Source organism: Mycolicibacterium sp. 624 (assembly GCF_040548615.1).
Taxonomy (GTDB): Bacteria; Actinomycetota; Actinomycetes; order Mycobacteriales; family Mycobacteriaceae; genus Mycobacterium.
Genome location: NZ_JBEPRZ010000002.1, coordinates 1,231,647 through 1,251,647 on the forward strand (window position 1 = coordinate 1,231,647; position 20,001 = coordinate 1,251,647).

A 20,001-nucleotide genomic window follows, 5' to 3' on the forward strand; every position below is an offset into this window, starting at 1 on the left:
CGCGACGCTGTTGGCGTCGAAGAAATCAGTCCGAAACTCCACCATCCCGCCAGCTTTCCAATGCACGCACGAGTTCTTTGGAATACACATTCAGAGAGCTGGCGCTGAACATCTCGTAGTGGGTGCAGTCCACCGAGTGCGCTGTGACGTCCCCAGTGACATACGGTCGCCAACTCTGCGAATGGGACCGGGTGGCCATTCGGTTTCGCAGTCCTCGCCACCGCGACCTCGGACCGGAGTCGCTGTTGTCATCACTCCTACGGCGCGCGGCAGCAAACAGGACGGTATCGCCGTCAAACACATCGGGCACGTGTTCGAGGAGGCACAGCTGGTTGGTGTTGAGGCTTTCAATCATGAAGTTCACGAGTTCTCGGGGCGGCGGAGTGAATCCCATCTCTGCTCGCCGCTTGATGATCCGCTCGACCCGCCGATAGCTGAGTGGACCCCAATGTGGCGGAACATCAATGTGATTGGATCGCAGAATGTACGCCAATACCTGCCCCTCGGCCAGCGCGCGGTTCCTTGCGATGGACCTGGTTGCGCGTGTCCTGAGCTTGTTCATCTTGTTGACGCTCAGTGCGGCGTCCAACAGGACGAGGCGTTGGACTTCGCATCCCCGTCGCTGAAGCTCAATGGCGAGTTCCTGCGCCACCACGCCGCCGAAGGACCAGCCGAGAATCTTGTAGGGCCCGTCTGGATAGAGAGACTGCAGCCTGTCCGCGTAGTTTGCCGCCATACGTCGTACCGACACTGGTTCGGCCTCGTCACCGTGGGCAACCTGGTTGATCCCGACAATCGGGCAGTCCAGATAGTCACCCAGGGCCCGATACGACCAGCTCAGGCCGAAACCATCGTGGACACAACACAGTGGAACACCGACGCCCTCCTTGAGGACCTCGACAGGGATTACCTCCTCAGCGCCGTCGGCTCGGCTCACCCGATCGCTGAGGCCCCGGACCGACGGTGCGTCGAAGATTGCGCGCACTGGCAGCTGCGTATCCAGGGATTTGTTGACCGCGGTGATCACCTGCATCGCCGACAGCGAGTCCCCACCCAGGTCGAAGAAGGAGTCGTCGACCCCGACTCGCTCCAGCCCGAGGACCTGGGCGTAGACACGGGCGATGCTCTCGTGAATGGGAGTGGACGGAGCCAGGTAAACCCCACTGGCCCGGGTGTATTCGGGTATCGGCAACGCGCGGGTGTCGAGTTTCCCGCTGGACGTCAGCGGTAGCGCGTCGACAATGAGCACCGCGGCCGGGACCATGTAGGCCGGGAGTCGTTCGGCCAGAGCGGCACGGGCGTGGGCCGGGTCTGCGCTGCCCGTGATGTAGCCGACGAGTCGTTGGTCGCCGGGGCGGTCCTCACGGGCGATCACCGCCGCCTGCTCGACACCGTCCAATTCGGCCAGCGCTGTTCGGATCTCGCCGAGCTCGATTCGGTATCCCCGGATCTTGACCTGCTCATCGGCGCGTCCCAGATACTGTAGTTGCCCGTCAGCGCACCAGCGGACCAGGTCTCCGGTGCGATACATGCGTGTTCCAGCCGCGCCCGCACCTCCCAATGGGCACGCCACAAACCGCGAGCCGGTCAACCCGGTCCGGCCCAGATACCCAAGGGCCACACCGCGACCGGCCACATACAACTCACCGACCACGCCCGCGGGCACCGCGTGCAACCACTGATCCAGCACGAACAGAGCGGTGGTCGAAGCCGGCGCCCCGATCGGCACCACACCCGCCCCCGCGGCCAGCGGTGCGCTCATGGACGCGTACACGGTGGTCTCAGTCGGACCGTATGCGTTGATCACCACCCGGTCAGGTGCCCAGCAGTCGACCACTCCGCTGGGGCAGGGCTCGCCGCCCAGCAGCAGAGCCACCGACTGCAACCCCTCCGGCGCGAGCGCAGTGACCGCCGACGGCGTCTGTGTCAGAACGTTCACCTCCTCACTGATCAGCAAGGCGTGCAGATCATTTGGCGATGTGGTGACCGATTCGGGCACCACCACCAGCCGGCCCCCGCGCAGGAGCGCGGCCCAGATCTCCCAGACCGAGAAGTCGAAGGCGTAGGAGTGGCACTGTGTCCACACCTGCGCTGCAGGCAGATCGGGCGGCATGGACTGCGCCAGGTGGCTCAGGTTGCGGTGCGTAATGACCACACCCTTCGGCGTGCCGGTGGTCCCCGATGTGTAGATCAGGTAGGCGATGTCACCGGCCTCCGGCACCGCCAATGCGGTACTGGGTTGGGCGTCAATTCGGGGATCAGCCATATCGATGATCACCAGATCGGAGTCGTCCAGCCGGTGCGCCAGCTCTGTGGTGGTGACCGCCGTTGCCGGCGCGGCATCGGCCAGCATGAACTTTATCCTGGCGTCGGGAAGCGCCGGGTCGATCGCGAGGTATGCGGCGCCAGTCTTGAGCACTGCCAGCATCGCGATGATCGCCTCGGCCGAGCGGGAGAAGAGCAGCGCCACAGACTGTCCCGGTCCCATGCCCTGCCCGGCCAGTAGACGGGCCAGCCTGTTGGAGGTCTCATCGAGTTGCCGGTAGGTGATCGAGTGTCCGTCGAAGCTGATAGCCACGGCCTCGGGTGTGAAGGCGGCCTGTTCGGCGAACAACACCGGAATCGAGACCGTTGTCGCGGGTTGGGTGAGCACAGCTTGGTTGCCGACCTCATCGAGGCGGGTGCGCTCACCCTCGTCGAGTAGATCCACCGACGCCAGCCGCCTGGTCGGGTCGGCGGTCATCTCGACCACCACACGCTCCAGCCGCTCGACCAGCGTTTCGATGCTGCTGGGGTCGTAGACGTCGGTGCGGAACTCCACCGACCCGGAGATCCCTGCGGGCTCACCGGCGGCCGTGAAGCCCTCGGACAGGGAGAACGCGAGATCCATCCGGGCGGAATGGGTGTCCGCGGATAGTGCGGACACAGCCACATCACCCATGGCCGGTTCGATGGCGGAGTCACCACTGTCCTGCCCGGCGAAGTTCTGCCAGCCCAACATCACCTGGATCAGCGGGTGATGGGTCAGGCTCCGCGTCGGATTGAGCCGATCCACCAGCACCTCGAACGGCACGTCCTGATGCTCGTACGCAGCGAGGCTGCGCTGGCGCACCTGGGACAACAGGTCGGCGACGGTGAGATCGCCACCGAGCTCGACCCGCAGCACCAAAGTGTTGACGAAGAACCCCACCAGGTCATCGAGAGCGGGGTCGCGCCGCCCAGCGATCGGGAACCCCACCGCCACATCGGAACTGGTACTCAGCCGCGACAGCAGCACTGCCAGGGCGGCCTGCACCACCATGAAACTGGTCGCGTCGTGCTCGCGAGCGACCCGCGCGATCTGTTGCTGCAATTGCGCCGGCCACTCCACCGTCACACTGGCGCCGCAGTAGTTCGCAGCTGGCGGGTAGGGGCGGTCGGTGGGAAGCTCCAGCCACTCGGGCATCCCGGTCAACGCCTGCTGCCAGTAGTCCAGCTGCGCGGAGATCCGGCTGTCCGGATCGCTCAGATCTCCCAGATGTTCGCGCTGCCACAACGTGTAATCCACGTACTGCACCGGCAACGGTGCCCAGCTGGGTGCCAGTCCCACGCATCGGCTGCCATAGGCCACCCCCAGATCACGCACCAGCGGGGCGATCGACCAGCCGTCGGCGGCGATGTGGTGCACCACCACCACCAACACATGTTCGTTCTCATCGACCCGGAAAAGGGTTGCTCGCAAGGGGATCTCACTGGCCAGATCAAAACTGTGCCGCACCGCCGTGCCGACGGCCTCCGCCAGCCGCTCCCCCGACCAGCCGAAGGCATCAACCACCTGCCAGCCGAAGTCGGCTTGGTCGGCGGGCACCACCATCTGCCGCGGGACTCCCTCCACGGCGGCGAACACGGTGCGCAGACTCTCGTGACGCCGCACCACATCGCTCAGCGCGGCACCCAGAGCCGCCACATCCAACGGGCCGCTGATCCGATACGCCGTCGGCATGTTGTACACCGGCGAGGGGCCCTGCAATTGACCCAGGAACCACAGCCGCTGCTGGGCATACGACAACGGCACCACCTCGGGCCGCTGCTGAGGGGTCAACACCGACCCCGCACGCACCTCGGCATTCCTGCTGATCCAGTCGGCCAACCCCACCACAGTCGACGCGTCGAACAGGGCCCGGATCGGGACATCGACGCCCATATCGACCCGCAGCCGTGCGATCAGACGTGTCGCCGATAGCGAGTGACCACCCAGGTCGAAGAACGAGTCATCGATACCGACCCGCGCGACGCCAAGAACCTCGCTGAACAGTCCGACCAACATCTGCTCGCGTTCATCACGCGGTGCCCGGTACGCCACCCCGCTGGTGAACTCCGGTGCTGGTAACGCCCGGCGATCAAGTTTTCCGTTGACCGTCAACGGCAGCGACTCCACCATCATGATCGCCGCCGGCACCATGTACTCCGGCAACCGCTCCGCCACGAAACTGCGCAACTCGGTGGCACGCTCAATGGCCGACGGGTCGTTGACGTACCCGGCGAGGGAACCAACCTGTTTGGCCGGCCGGTAGAGATCCGACAGCGCAAGCGGTTCGGTGGCCTGGGTGTAGATGACGTCCACCAGACCGGCAGTGGACGACCAGGTGACCGCCGTGGCGTAACCCAGTTCCTGGCCCAGCCGATGGCACTGCTGCGGCAACACCGCATCGGGGGCGGATATGTCGCCACGCAAGTCGCTGATCGGTATTCGATCCCCGGCCGTCTCCAACGCCTGCGCCATCGCCACATCCGGCCCGATCCCGGCATGCGGAATCCCGGTGACACGCAGCTCAGTGGTCTGGTTTGACCGCAGGTACTCACCGAGCGCCATCAGGCTGCCGAATCGCTGCCACGGTCGCGACGGCAGGTCAGCCGCCGAGCGCACCGCCACCGGCGCCTTGTGCAGCACCACCTCATAGCGGTAGCCACTGAGTTCGTTGACGGCGTCCATCGCCTTGAGCTGCACGTCCACCGCGGCGATATCGGGAAGATGCTGAGGCAGAGCCGCGAAGAACTCTGGGGCCAACAGCAGTTCCTGCTCGGCAAGGACCTCCCGGCGCACTCGTTCGCAGACCTGCCTTGCCGTCTCCTCCGCGCCGGTGTCGGCGTTCACCACCGCAGTGGTGAACGCGCGCAGCAATGACAGGTTGCGCACGTCGCCGACGTAGAGCGCCCCGCCCGGCCCGAGCAGCCGCATCGCCGCCGCCAGGACATCCAGCAGGTACCCCGCGCTCGGGAAGTACTGGATGACCGAGTTCAGCACGACCACATCGAAATGCCCCTGCGGCAACCCATCTGACACATCAGCTGGCTGTACCCGCAACCGCACCCGATCGCCCCACTGCTGCTCACCCACCGCTGCCCGCAGGGTCTGGATGGTCGGCGCGGAGAAGTCTGTGCCCCAGTACTCCTCACACTTCGGCGCCACATGGGCGAGCAACAGTCCCGAGCCGACGCCGATCTCCAACACCCGCTGCGGTCGCAGGGCCAGGATCCGATCAACCGCGGCCGACCGCCACTGGCGCATCTCCTCGAGCGGTATTGGCGCACCGGTGTAGCTGCTGTTCCAGCCCCCGAAGTCCTCGCCCAGTTCGGCCGCCGTGCCGTCGGTGAACGACTCCCCGGTGTACAGACCCTCATACACACCCTGCCACTGATCGACGAGTTGGGCTTCGCGGTCTAACTCTCGGACCAGTCTCATCTGCTGATCCGGCACCACATAGCCCACCAACTGCTTGTCGTCGGGCCGGTCCTCGCGGGCGATGACCGCCGCCTGCGCAACCCGCGGATGACCTGCCAGGACCGCGGCAATCTCGCCGAGTTCGATGCGGTAGCCGCGGATCTTGACCTGTTCATCACCGCGGCCCAGGTATTGGATCTGCCCGTCGTCACGCCAGCGGACCAGGTCCCCGGTGCGATACATCCGCGCTCCAGGAGCGCCGAAGGGGCAGGCCACAAACCGTGAACCCGTCAACGAGGGGCAGCGGACATACCCGACCCCGACACCGCGGCCGGCGACATACAACTCACCGACCACCCCGACGGGCACCTCCCGCAACCAGGCATCCAGGACGAACAACGCCGCCCCGGGCACGGGGAACCCGATCGGCACCACACCCGCACCAGGAGTCAGAGGAGCGCTGATCGTGGCATACACCGTGGTCTCAGTCGGGCCATAGCCGTTGATCATCACCCGACCCGGCGCCCACCGGTCCACCACGTCGGCCGGGCAGGCCTCCGCGGAGACCATCAACGCCGCCGACTCCAACCCCTGCGGCGAGAGCATCCCAATCGCCGACGGGGTCTGGCTCAGCATGGTGACCCTCTCGGCGGCCAGCAGTGCCTGTAGATCCCGCGGGGACCGGGTCAAGCCCTCGGGCACCACCACCAACCGGCCCCCATGCAGCAGCGCACCCCAGATCTCCCACACCGAGAAGTCAAAGGCCAACGACGAACACTGCGCCCACACCTGCCCCGGACCGATCTGCACGGCCACGTCTAGACCGTCGAACAACCGAGTCGCGTTCTGATGGGTGATTGCAACACCCTTGGGCAGACCCGTCGTCCCCGACGTGTAGATGATGTAGGCAATGTCATCCGGGGTCGGGCCCGGCAACGGACTGCTGGGTTGAGCGTCACAGCGAGGATCCTCGACATTGATCACCGGCACGCCACACCCAGCCAAACGATGAGCCAAACCAGTCGTGGTGATCGCGCCGATCGGCGCCGCATCAGCGAGCATGAACTGCACCCGCGCATCGGGATGAGCCGGATCAATCGGCAGATACGCCGCACCAGACTTCAGCACCGCCAGAATCGACACGATCGCCTCAGCCGACCGGTTCAACAACAACGCCACATACTTTCCGGGTCCCGCACCCTGGTCAACAAGCAAGTGCGCCAGCCGATTCGACGCCTGATCAAGCCCTCGATACGACAACGAACAGCCCTCAAAGGTCACCGCCATCGCATCGGGTGCATGCACCACCTGCGCGGTGAACAACGCCGGAATCGACGCTTCGGTCGCGGGCTGAGTCAACCCCGCACGATGCCCGAACTCGTCCAGACGACCACGCTCAATCGCGTCGAGCATGTCCACCGACGACAATGATCGCGCCGGATCCGCTGTGATCGCCTCCAACACCCGTTGCAGTCGCCCGACCAGCGCCTCGATGCTGGCGCTGTCGAACACATCGGTGCGGTACTCCACCGTGCCCCAGATCCCCGCCGGAGCACCGTCATCGTCCCAGTGCTCACGCAGGAAGAACACCAGATCCATTCGGGCAGTGTCAGTTTCCGCCGACAACGGCGTCATCTGCAGATCCCCCAGACTCAGTGCAGCGGCGGGGTTGTTGTCCTGCCAGGGGAGGTTCTGCCACGCGAAGATGACCTGAATCAGCGGGTGATGAGCCAGACTTCGAGTCGGGTTGAGCCGCTCCACCAGCATCTCAAACGGAACGTCCTGATGCTCGTAGGCGGCGAGGCTACGCTGGCGCACCTGATCCAGCAGCTCGGCCACGGTGGGATCACCGGCCACATCGACCCGCAGCACCAGCGTGTTGACGAAGAACCCCACCAGCTCGTCCAGCGTCGGATCGCGACGCCCGGCTATCGGAAAGCCCACCGCCACATCGCTGCTGGCCGTCAGCTCGGCCAACAGCACCGCCAGGGCGGTCTGCACCACCATGAAGCTCGTCGCGTTGTGCTCGCGAGCAACTCGAGTGACCCTCTGTTGCAGTTCTGCAGGCCAGTCCACCGTCACACTGGCACCGCGATAGTCCGCCACCGACGGATAGGGCCGGTCAGTCGGCAACTCCAGCCGCTCGGGCAACCCGGCCAGCGACTGCTCCCAATAGGCCAACTGCGCGGCGATCGGACTGTCGGCGTCGACCAGATCACCCAGCTGAGCGCGCTGCCACAGCGTGTAGTCCACATACTGCACCGGCAACGGCGCCCAGTCCGGTGCCCGTCCAGCGCTCCGGCCGGCGTAGGCCACCCCCAGATCACGCACCAACGGGCCGATCGACCAACCGTCTCCCGCGATGTGGTGCACCACGGTCACCAATACGTGTTCGTTCTCAGCTGCACGGAAAAGCCATGCCCGCATGGGTATTTCAGTTGCGAGGTCAAAGCTGTGGCGCACCGCTTCCCCGACGGCCTCACCGAGGCGCTCCATTGACCAGTCGGTGGCATCAATGATCTGCCATCCGAAGTCGGCCTGCTCGACCGGTACCACCACCTGCCCGGGTACCCCGTCGACCGCCGGTAGCAGCGTGCGCAGGCTCTCATGGCGGTCTACAACGTCACGCAATGCCGCGCCCAACGCCTCGGCGTCGAGCGCCCCGCTGATTCGATACGCGGTCGGCATGTTGTAGGTGGCGACCTCGCCCTCGAACTGATTGAGGAACCACAACCGTTGCTGGGCATACGACAACGGCACCACCGCGGGTCGTTGTTGCACCGTCAGCGGCTCACGCCCACCCGCACCCTCCCCGATACGCGACGCCAGCGCGGACACAGCTGGCGCGTCGAACAGGGCACGCACCGCGAGGTCGGTATCCAGGCCGGAGTTGATCGCGGAGATCACCCGCATCGCCGACAGCGAGTCCCCGCCCAGATCGAAGAATGAGTCATCGACCCCGACACGGTCGAGGCCCAGCACCTGGGCATAGATGCCGGCAAGGATCTCCTCGACCGGGTTGGCGGGGGCCCGGTACCCATCTCCGGTGTCGGTGCAGTCCGGAGCAGGCAGTGCGCGGGTGTCCAGTTTGCCGTTGACTGTCAGCGGCAGCATCTCGAGCACCACCACCGCGATCGGCACCATATAGCGAGGCAGGATCTCGGCCAGCGCGGCGCGGATCTTGGTCGGGTCTGCCGTGCCGGTGATGTAGCCAACCAGGCGTATGTCGGCTGGGCGGTCCTCGCGGGCGATCACCGCCGCCTGCTCCACGCCGTCCAGATCGGCCAGGGCGGTTTGGATCTCCCCCAGCTCGATGCGATAGCCGCGGATCTTGACCTGCTCATCAGCACGTCCCGAGTAGCTCAGCTGACCGTCCGCACCCCAGCGCACCAGGTCCCCGGTGCGATACATCCGAGTGCCCGCACCCCCAAACGGGCATGCCACGAAACGCGACCCGGTCAACCCCGCGCGGCGCAGATACCCCACTCCGACGCCGCGACCGGCGACATACAGCTCGCCGACCACCCCGGCAGGCACCGGACGCAGCCATTGATCCAGCACGAACAACGCCGCGCCGGGAACAGGCGAGCCAATCGGCACCACGGGAGACCCCGTCGTCAGCGGCGCACTCCGCGATGCGCACACCGTGGTCTCTGTCGGGCCGTAGCCGTTGATCATCACGCGGCCCGGCGCCCATCGATCCAGCAGATGTGCCGGACAGCGCTCACCAGCCACCAGCAGCGCCATTGACTCCAAGCCCTCTGGTGTCAGCATCGCCAACGCCGACGGAGTCTGGCTCAGCACGCTGACCTGTTCGGTCACCAGCAGGGTATGCAGATCCTGTGGTGAGCCCGCCACTGTCTCGGGGATCACCACCAGCCGCCCACCGTGCAACAGCGCAGCCCAGATCTCCTCCACCGATGCGTCGAAGGCATACGAATGCCACTGCGCCCACGCCTGGGTCGGCAGATGCGCGTCGCGCGTCCCCAACCACTGTGTGACGTTGTGGTGAGTTATCGCCACCCCCTTCGGGATACCGGTGCTGCCCGACGTGTAGATGACGTAGGCGATGTCATCGGCCGCCGGCGGCGGCAACGTCGTCGCTGGGTGGGTGTCAATGCGAGGATCGCCCACATCGAGCACCAGCAGCTCATAGCCGTCCAACCGCTTCGCCAACGCGGTGGTGGTGACCGCGACAGTCGGTGCGGCGTCGGCAAGGACCGCCGCGATCCGCGCGTCGGGATGTGCAGGATCGATCGGCAGGTAGGCCGCAGCGGACTTGAGCACCGCCAGAATGGCGACTATCGCCTCAGCCGACCGCTCCAATAGCAGCGCCACGCACTGGCCGGCGCCCACACCGTGGCCGACGAGCATGTGCGCCAACCGATTAGCCGACTCATCGAGTTCTCGGTAGGTCCAAGAACGCTGCCCACACGTGATCGCCACCGCCTCGGGTGTGCGCATCACCTGTTCGGCGAACAACACCGGAATCGACACGGCGGACGCGGGGTGAGTCAGCACCGCGCGGTTGGCCCAGTCATCCAGCAGGGCGCGCTCACCGGAATGGAGCAGATCCACCGAGGACAACGACCGCGCCGGGTCGGCGGTTATCGCCTCCAACACCCGCTGCAGCCGCTCGATCAACGTCTCGATGCTGGCGGCGTCATACACGTCGGTGCGAAATTCCACCGATCCGCAGATCCCGAGTGGCTCCCCAACGGCGCTGAAGCGCTCGCCGAGGGAGAACACCAGATCCATCCGGGCACTGCGGGTGTCCACCGGAAGCGTGCTGACATCCACGTCACCAAGTGTCGTTTCGACATCGGTGCGGGTGTCCTGCCCGGCGAAGTTCTGCCAGGCCAACATCACCTGCACCAGCGGGTGGTGGGTCAGGCTTCTGGTCGGGTTGAGTCGATCGACCAGCACCTCAAACGGCACGTCCTGATGCTCAAAGGCCGCCAGACTGCGGTCGCGCACCTGAGTCAGTAACTCAGAAACGGTGGGATCACCGGCCACATCGACCCGCAACACCAAGGTGTTGACGAAGAAGCCCACCACATCATCGAGCGCCGGATCGCCACGTCCGGAGATCGGGAACCCCACTGCCACATCAGAACTGACACACAGGCTCGACAGCAGCACGGCAAGCGCAGCCTGAACCACCATGAAACTCGTCGCATTGTGCTCACCGGCCACCTGCGCGACACGCTGCTGGAACTCGGCCGGCCACTCCACGGTTACGCTGGTCCCACGGAAATCGGCGACCGGTGGGTACGGCCGATCGGTGGGTAATGCGAGGTGTTCGGGCAGCCCGGCCAGCGCCTGCTCCCAGTAGGCCAGCTGCGCAGATATCACGCTGTCGGGATCGGACTCGACACCCAACCACTCCTGTTGCCACAGCGCGTAATCCGCGTACTGCACCGGCAACGGAGCCCAGTCGGGCGCTTGCCCGCCACACCGGCTGGCATAGGCAACCCCCACATCACGCACCAACGGCCTGACCGACCACCCGTCGGCGGCGATATGGTGCACCACCACCATCAGCACATGCTCGTCATCGTCGACACGCAGAAGCGTTGCCCGCAACGGAATCTCTGCGGCCAAGTCAAAGGAGTGACCGCCTGCCGCGTCGAGGACCTCACTCAGTCGCTCCGACGGCCAGCCGCGGGCGTCAACCACCTGCCAACCGAAGTCGGCCCGCTCGACGGGAACCACCACTTGCCGCGGTACTCCGTCGGCCGCCGCGAACAGGGTGCGCAGACTCTCGTGGCGATCCACCACATCGCCCAGTGCCGCTCCCAGTGCGGCGACATCCAGCGCCCCACGGATTCGATACGCGGTTGGCATGTTGTAAACCGGTGAGGGACCCTGCAACTGATCCAGGAACCACAACCGTTGCTGGGCATGTGACAACGGCACGGTCGCTGGCCGCGCACCGGCAACGAGCGGCACACGGTTATCGGCCGCCGCGCCCAGACGGGGAGCCAACTCGGCGACCGTGGGCGCATCGAACACCGCGCGCACCGCAAGCCCGGCACCCAATCCCGCGTTGACAGCGGCGACCAGGCGAACCGCCGATAGCGAGTCCCCACCCAGGTCGAAGAACGAGTCATCGACGCCGACCCTTGCCAACCCCAGCACGTTGGCATAGATGGCGGCCAGGATCTCCTCGGTGGGCGTGGCCGGCGCACGGTAATGATCGACATCGGCGTACTCGGGTGCGGGCAGGGCCCGTTTGTCCAGTTTGCCGTTGACCGTCAACGGCAGCGCATCCATCACCACAATCGCGGCAGGCACCATATATGTCGGTAGCCGATCGGACAGCCGTGCACGCATGTCGGCCGGGTCTGCGGTGCCCGTGATGTAGCCGACGAGGCGTTTGTCCCCTGGGCGGTCCTCGCGGGCTATCACCACCGCCTGCTCCACACCGTCCAGATCAGCCAGCGCCGTGTGGATCTCGCCGAGTTCGATGCGATAACCGCGGATCTTGACCTGCTCATCGCCGCGGCCCAGATACCTCAGCTGCCCATCGGTGCCCCACGACGCCAGGTCTCCGGTGCGATACATGCGTGTGCCAGGTGCCCCAGAACCCCCGAACGGACACGCCACGAACCGGGACCCGGTCAACCCGCCGCGGCGCCAGTACCCGCATCCGAGTCCGGCACCGGCCACGTACAGCTCACCGACCACACCTACCGGCACTGACTGCAGTGCCTGATCCAGCACGAAGAAGGCGAGGTGGGCCAACGGCACCCCGATAGGACTGACACTGCTGTCGGCGTCGAGCTTGACGATCTCGCGGAACGACGCATGCACAGTGGTCTCGGTGATCCCGTACATGTTGATCATCCGCGGCGATCCCGGATGAGAGTCAAGCCACGGCCGAAGTCGCTGCGGTTCAAGCGCTTCGCCGCCAAAGACCACCGTCTCCAACTTGAGCTGGCGACCGACCTCAGACTGAAGTGCATCGGCGGTCTGCAGCGCGTAGAACGCTGACGGGGTCTGACTCAACACACTGACCTGTTCGGCAACCAGCAGGGTGTGGAAGTCCTGCGGCGAGCGTGTCACCGACTCGGGCACCACCAGCAACCGCCCACCAAACAGCAGCGCACCCCAGATCTCCCACACGGAGTAGTCGAACGCCAGCGAATGACACTGTGTCCACACCTGCCCCGCCAGCTGCAGATTGGCATCCAGAGACTCCAGCAACCGGGTCACGCTGCCGTGGGTGATCGCCACTCCCTTCGGCACACCGGTGGTGCCCGAGGTGTAGATGAGATAGGCGACGTCATCGGCGCCGGGTGCGGGCAGGGCGGTGCTGGGCTGGGTGGCGATGCGTGGATCGGCGGCATCGATCACCGGCAGCTCACACCCCGCCAACCGCTCGGCCAGCCCAGCGGTGGTCACCGCCACGATCGGCGCGGCGTCAGCCACCATGAACTCAATCCGCGCATCGGGATGCATCGGGTCGATCGGCAGATACGCCGCACCGGTCTTCAGCACCGCAAGAATCGACACAACCGCCTCAATCGAGCGCGGAAACACCAGCGCCACAAATGTTCCCGGGCACACCCCCTGCACGACCAACAGATTCGCCAACCGGTTGGCCGCCTCGTCGAGCTCCCGATACGTCAAGCAATGGCCATCAAAGGTCAGCGCGACCTCATCTGGGGCACGCGCCACCTGTGCGGCGAACATGGCGGGAATCGACAGCGCAGCCAATGGGGCGTTGGCCAGGGTGGCGCGGTTGCCCCACTCATCCAGCCGGGCGTACTCGCACTCATCCAACAGATCCATCGATGACAGCCGCCGAGAGAGATCGGCGGTCATGCCCTGTCCCCCACATCAGCGGTCATCGCCACCAGCACCCGCCGCAACCGTTCAATCAGCCGCTCAACGCTATCCGCGTCGAAGACATCGGTACGAAACTCCACCGTTCCCCCAATCCCAGCGAGTTCGCCGGTCTCGCTCCACCGCTCGCCGAGGGCGAATGTGAGATCCGTGCGAGCGGTATGCGTATGCGCGGGTATGGGGGTCACCTGCACATCACCCAAGGCCAGCCCGGCAGCGGAATCGCTGCTGTGCTGCCAGGGCAGGTTCTGCCAGGACAGGATCACCTGAACCAGCGGGTGATGGGTCAGGCTCCGGGTGGGCTTGAGCCGGTCGACCAGCACCTCGAAGGGCACGTCCTGGTTCTCGTATGCCGCCAGGCCGCGCTGGCGCACCTGGTCCAGTAGCTCAGCGATGGTGGGATCGCCGGCCAGATCAACTCGCAGCACCAGCGTGTTGACGAAGAAACCCACCAGCTCATCCAGCGCGGGATCGCCACGTCCGGCGATCGTGATCCCCACCGCCACATCGGAGCTGGTGCTGTGCTTCGACAGCAGCACCGCGAGCGCGGCCTGGATCACCATGAAGGTGGTCACGTTGTGCTCATGAGCCACCTCACGCACCCGCTGCTGCAGGCCAGCCGGCCAGTCCACCGCAACGCTGGCCCCCCGGTAGTCCGCCACCGGCGGATAGGGCCGATCGGTAGGCAACTGCAGGTACTCAGGCAGGCCGGCCAGGGCTTCCTGCCAGTAGGCCAACTGTTCGGCGATACGACTGTCGGCATCGGCCAGATCCCCCAGATGCTGGCGCTGCCACAGCGTGTAGTCCACGTACTGCACCGGCAGCGGCACCCAATCCGGCGCCCGGCCGCCGCACCGGCTGGCATAGGCCACCCCCAGATCAGCGACCAGGGGAGTTACCGACCAGCCGTCGGCGGCGATGTGATGGACGACGGCCACCAACACGTGCTCATCGGCTCCGACGCGGAAAAGAGTTGCCCGCAGCGGGATCTCGGCGGTCAGGTCAAATGGATGACGCGCCACCGCGCCGATGGCCTCCTCGAGCCGGCCCGCCTGCCAGTCCATGGCGTCAACAACCCTCCAGCACACGCTGGCGCGTTCGGGCGGCACCACCAGCTGCTGAGGTGTCCCCTTGGGCGCGGTGAAGAGTGTGCGCAGACTCTCGTGACGGCCCACCACATCAACCAGCGATTGGCCGAGCGCGTCGGTGTCCAGGCTCCCGCGGAGCCGCAATGCCACTGCCATGTTGTAAACCGGTGTCGGGCCCTGTAACTGATCGAAGAACCACAACCGCTGCTGGGCATACGACAACGGGATCCGCTCTGGACGTGGCATCACCTGCAACGGTGGGCGGGTCGTCCCGCCGTGATTCCGGTCCAGGTGATCGGCGAGGCCCCCTGCGGTCGGTGCGTCGAACAGGTACCGCACCGGCACCTCGCTGCCCAGCGCCGCCTGCAGCCGGGCACTGACCCGGGTGGCGGTCAATGAGTCTCCGCCAAGGGCGAAGAAGTCGTCATCGAGGCCGACCCGCCCGAGCCCGAGCACCTCGGCGAACGCCTCGCCGACGATCTTCTCGGTCCTGGTCCGCGGCGCCCGGAATGCGGTGGTGGCAAACACCGGTTGGGGCAGTGACTTTCGGTCGATCTTTCCCGAGGTGGTCAACGGGAACTCGTCGAGCACCAGGATCTGGGACGGCATCATGTACTCGGGCAGCCGCGCACTGATCTGTTGACGGACTGCGTTGATCTTGCCGTTGGCATCCGGGTCATTGGCGTGGCAGTTGCGCTGGCGGACCTCGGCGGGAGCCAGGTAGAGGTCGGTGAGCACCTGGCTGTGCGCATCGTCGGTTGGGGCGATGAAGACGGCGTCCAGCGTGCCGGGCTGCGCACCCCAGGTGACGGCGACGTGATAGCCGACGGCCTCACCGAGACTGTGCAGCTGTTCCGCGGTCGCGGTGTCAGAGGATGCGGCGGCGGCGCGTGCCTCGGCTAGCGGCAACCCAGCGGCCAGAGCCCGGTGGAGGTGAACGTCGGCGATCACGCCGGCACGGGGGATCTCAGTGATGCGCACGATGGCCGGTCGTTGCGATGTCAACTCGGCATGCAGCCCGCTCAGGCCTGCACACTCTGTCCATTCCCAGGCGGGTGCGGCGGCCAATGAGCACACGTGGGCGGGGGTCTTGTGGATGACGACGTCGTAGCGGTACCTGCTCAACTCGTTGTCGGCCACGCCACGCTTGACCCGGATGTCAACACCGGTTGCCGAGGGATTGTCGGCCGCCCACGTGGTGAAGAAGTCTGGGGCCAGCAGTAATTCGGGTTCGCCGAGGACCGCGCGCTGGACCCTCTTGCGGATGTCGTCGGCGTCGCGGGTCGCGGTGTGCGCCAGCGCGATGCCGGTTTGGAATGCCTCCTGCAGGCGGTGATTGCGGACATCGCCGATGAACAGTCGCCCACCGGGTGCCAGCAGGTTGACGGCGTTGTCGATGACGTCGGCCAAGTATCCGGCGTTGGGGAAGTACTGGACTACCGAGTTGAGAATGATGGTGTCGAAGTGGCCGTGCGGCAATGCACCGGTGACGTGCGCGGGTTGCGTCAGCAGCTGAACTCGATCACGCCACGGGAGCTGCAACCGCTCCAGTTCGCCTGCCAGGCTATCGATAGCCACAGCTGACATATCGGTGCCGACATAGTGTTCGCAGTGCGGGGCGATCTGTGAGAGCACGAGCCCAGAACCGGCTCCGATCTCGAGCACCCGCCGCGGACCAAGCGCCATGATTCGATCCACCGTGCGCGAGCGCCATTCCTGCATCTCGTGCAGCGGGATTGGCTGGTCGGTGTAGCTGCTGTTCCAGCCGCGGAAGTCGCTGCCGAACTCCGCCTTCTCGAGATCGGCGTCGTACAGCTCGTCGTACATGTGTTGCCACTGGTCCACGACTGCGGCGTCGTGATCGGCGCTGCTGGTGCGCTCCAGCGCGACGTAGGCGATGAGGTGGTCAGCGGTGTCGGCGCGGTGCACGGCCGCCGCGGCCCGGGTGACCAGCGGGCAGGCCAGCAGGGTGTTCTCGACCTCGCCCAACTCGATGCGCAGACCGCGCAGTTTGATCTGGGCATCGGCGCGACCCAGATACTCCAGCTGCCCCTGGGCACTCCAGCGGACGAGGTCGCCGGTGCGATACATCCGTGTTCCGGGTTCCTGCGCTGCGCCATAGGGGTTGGCCACGAACCGATCCGCGGTCAGCTCCGCGCGGCCCACATAGCCGCGCGCCAGTGCGGCTCCGCCGAGATAGAGCTCACCGACCACGCCGACCGGCGCCGGGTTCAGCCGCGCATCGAGCACCAGCGCGCTCACTCCCGCGATCGGAGCACCGATATCCACTGGCCGTCCCGCAGCCAACGGTGTCGTACAGGTGGCCCAGATGGTGGTCTCGGTGGGGCCGTAGGCGTTGAACATCTGTCGGCTCGGCGCCCAGGCGGTCACCAGCTCCGCCGGGCAAGCCTCCCCGGCGGTGATGAGCGTGCCCAGCCGTCCGTCGAGCCGAGCGCGATCAAGCGTCGCAAGCACCGTCGGAGTCATCACCGCCGCATCAACCCGCTGATCCTGCACCAGCGCGGTCAGCGCCTCCCCCGCATAGGAATCCGGCGGGGCCACGACCAATGCCGCTGTGGAACCGACGGCCAGGAGCATCTCAAAGACTGACGCATCGAAGGTCGGCGCCGCTACCAGAAGGACCCGCCCCGACGCGCCCAGTCCGAACAGCTCACGTTGCGCAGCAGCCACGCCCAGCAGTCCGGCGTGGCTGACCGCCACCCCCTTCGGTGTCCCGGTGGACCCCGACGTGAAGATCACATACGCCGCATCCTGCACCCCCACCGGAGCCAACCGTTCAGCATCGATGATCGGACTCGCCGAGCGCCCCGACAGATCCAACCCATCAACACGCAGCAGCGGCCGCGCCCCAGCCCCGTCCACCGCATCGGCCCCACAGCTCAACACACACACGGCCTCGACAGCATGCAACACCGTGGCAATCCGCTCGACCGGATGCCCCCGATCCACCGGCACATACACCCCGCCAGCCTTGAGCACCGCCCACCACGCCAACACCAACTCCGCACACCGACCCATCGCCACGCCCACCGCGCGCTCAGGACCCACACCAATCTCAATCAACACCCGCGCCAACCGATTCGACGCCTCATCAAGCTCGCGATAGGACCACTGCCGCACCCCATCAACAACCGCCACCGCATCCGGATCAGCAGCCACCGCCGCCGCCAACAACTGCGGCCCCCACCCCACCGGCGCCACCACCTGCGCACCAGACCACTTCTCCAACACCAGATCACGCTCACCGCGATCCAGCAACGCCACCTCACCCACCACCACCGACGAATCAGCCACCACCGCCTCAACCACCTGGCCGAACCAGCCAACCAACCGCTCGACGGTCGACTGATCGAACAAATCCGTGGCATAGGTCACCACCCCGGCAGCCATCGCAGCCCCGGCATCCTCACCGGGCCTCTCTCTCAAATCGAAGTCGAGGTCGAACTTGGCGGTGCGGGTGACCATCGAGAGTGGCTCGACACTGGCCCCGTCCAGTGCAACCTCGGGGCGCACATTGTTCTGAAAGACCAGGGCCACCTGGAACAGCGGATGATGCGATGTGGAACGCACGGGGTTGAGCCGCTCGACGAGCAACTCGAATGGCACATCCTGATTGCTGTAGGCATCCAGCGCCTTGTGTCGCACTTGCTCGACCACATCACTGAACTGCTGCTGTGAGTTCATTTCGACGCGGAGCACCCAGGTGTTGACGAAGAACCCGACCAGCTCGTCGAGTGCCTGATCCATCCGCCCCGCGATCGCCGTACCGATCGCCACGTCGTCACCGACCCCGACCCGATGCATCAGCACCGCCACCACGGCCTGCAAAACCATCGAGGCCGTCGCGTTGTGCTCCGCCGCCAGCGCCTTGACCCCCGCCCAGGTGTGCGGGTCGATGCGAAGCTCCACCCCGTCGCCGCGATAACTGGGTGCCGGGGGGCGGGGGCGATCCGTCGGTATCGACACCACCTCGGGCAGCCCAGCCAGCGCGTGCTCCCAATAGGCCAGCTGCGCCGCGATACGGCTGTCATCGTCGCTCAGATCACCGAGGTGCGCACGCTGCCACAGGGTGTAGTCGACATACTGCACCGGCAACGGCACCCAATCTGGTTCGTGGAGTTGTCGCCGCGCCCCGTACGCGACGGCCACATCCCTGACCATCGGGGCCATCGACCACCCGTCAAAGGCGATGTGATGCAACACGATCCCCAGCACGTACTGCGCGGGTCCCACCTGATAGATCTGGGCCCGCACCGGAATCTCTTCCGACAGGTCAAACCGGTACCCCGCCAGCGAGATCAACGCGCCGGTCACATCGTGCTCCGGGATCGATACCAGCGCCGCGCCACCGCGCCGCCACATCCCCGGCTCGGCGGGCAACACCTTCTGCAATGGCACACCGTCGACGTCGGGAAACACGGTGCGCAGCGACTCGTGCCGGGCGATCACATCATCGAGCGCGGCGTCCAGCGCCGCCACGTCCAGCGCGCCGCCGATCCGGAATGCGATCGGCATGTTGTAGGTCGCGACACCGCCCTCGAACCGATTGAGGAACCACAACCGCTGCTGGGCATACGACAACGGGACGACGGTGGGCCGTTCCACCTGTACCAGGGGTTCGCCTCGGGTGCCCGCACTGATGTGGGGCGCCAGTTGGCCGATCGTGGGTGCGTCGAACAGGCTGCGTACCGCGAGGTCGGCGTCCAGGCCGGAGTTGATCGCCGAGACGACACGCATCGCCGACAGGGAGTCCCCGCCCAGATCGAAGAAGGAGTCATCGACCCCGACACGCTCCAGGCCCAGGACCCGGGCGTAGATGCCGGCCAGGATCTCCTCGGTCGCAGTGCTCGGAGCACGGTACCGGTCGACATCGATGTACTCCGGTGCCGGCAACGCACGTTTGTCGAGCTTGCCGTTGACCGTCAACGGCAGGGCCTCCAGGCTCACCACGGCCGCGGGCACCATATAGGCCGGAAGCCGCTCGGCCAGTGCCGCGCGTATCGTCGCAGGATCCGCAGTGCCGGTGACGTAGCCGACGAGACGTCTGTCGGCGGGCTGATCCTCCCGAACGATCACCACCGCCTGCGCCACGCCGTCCAGATCAGTCAGAGCTGTTTGGATCTCGCCGAGTTCGATGCGGTAGCCGCGGATCTTGACCTGCTCATCGGCACGGCCCAGGTATTGGATCTGCCCGTCGTCACGCCAGCGGACCAGGTCCCCGGTCCGATACATCCGGGTGCCGGGTGCGAACGGGCAGGCCACAAACCGTGAACCCGTCAACGACGGGCGCCGCACATAACCCACCCCGACACCGCGACCGGCCACATACAACTCACCGAC

At 66.0% G+C, this 20,001-nt stretch carries 2 protein-coding genes; both read right to left on the reverse strand.

Annotation, left to right across the window (positions count from 1 at the left end; all coding sequences use genetic code 11):
• Positions 1-25: 25 nt before the first annotated feature.
• The gene (locus ABIA65_RS12905) at positions 26-13,531 is read right to left on the reverse strand and encodes a non-ribosomal peptide synthetase (RefSeq protein ID WP_354523724.1); all 13,506 of its coding nucleotides are present in this window, start codon (positions 13,529-13,531) and stop codon (positions 26-28) included.
• Positions 13,528-20,001: amino acid adenylation domain-containing protein (locus ABIA65_RS12910; protein ID WP_502919551.1), on the reverse strand; the 6,474-nt coding region annotated here is incomplete at its 5' end. The genes ABIA65_RS12905 and ABIA65_RS12910, both read right to left, overlap by 4 nt.

Bases quoted from the DNA above. Each gene is read 5' to 3' on its own strand.
- ABIA65_RS12905 (WP_354523724.1), bottom strand. From the start codon at position 13,531: ATGACCGCCGATCTCTCTCGGCGGCTGTCATCGATGGATCTGTTGGAT.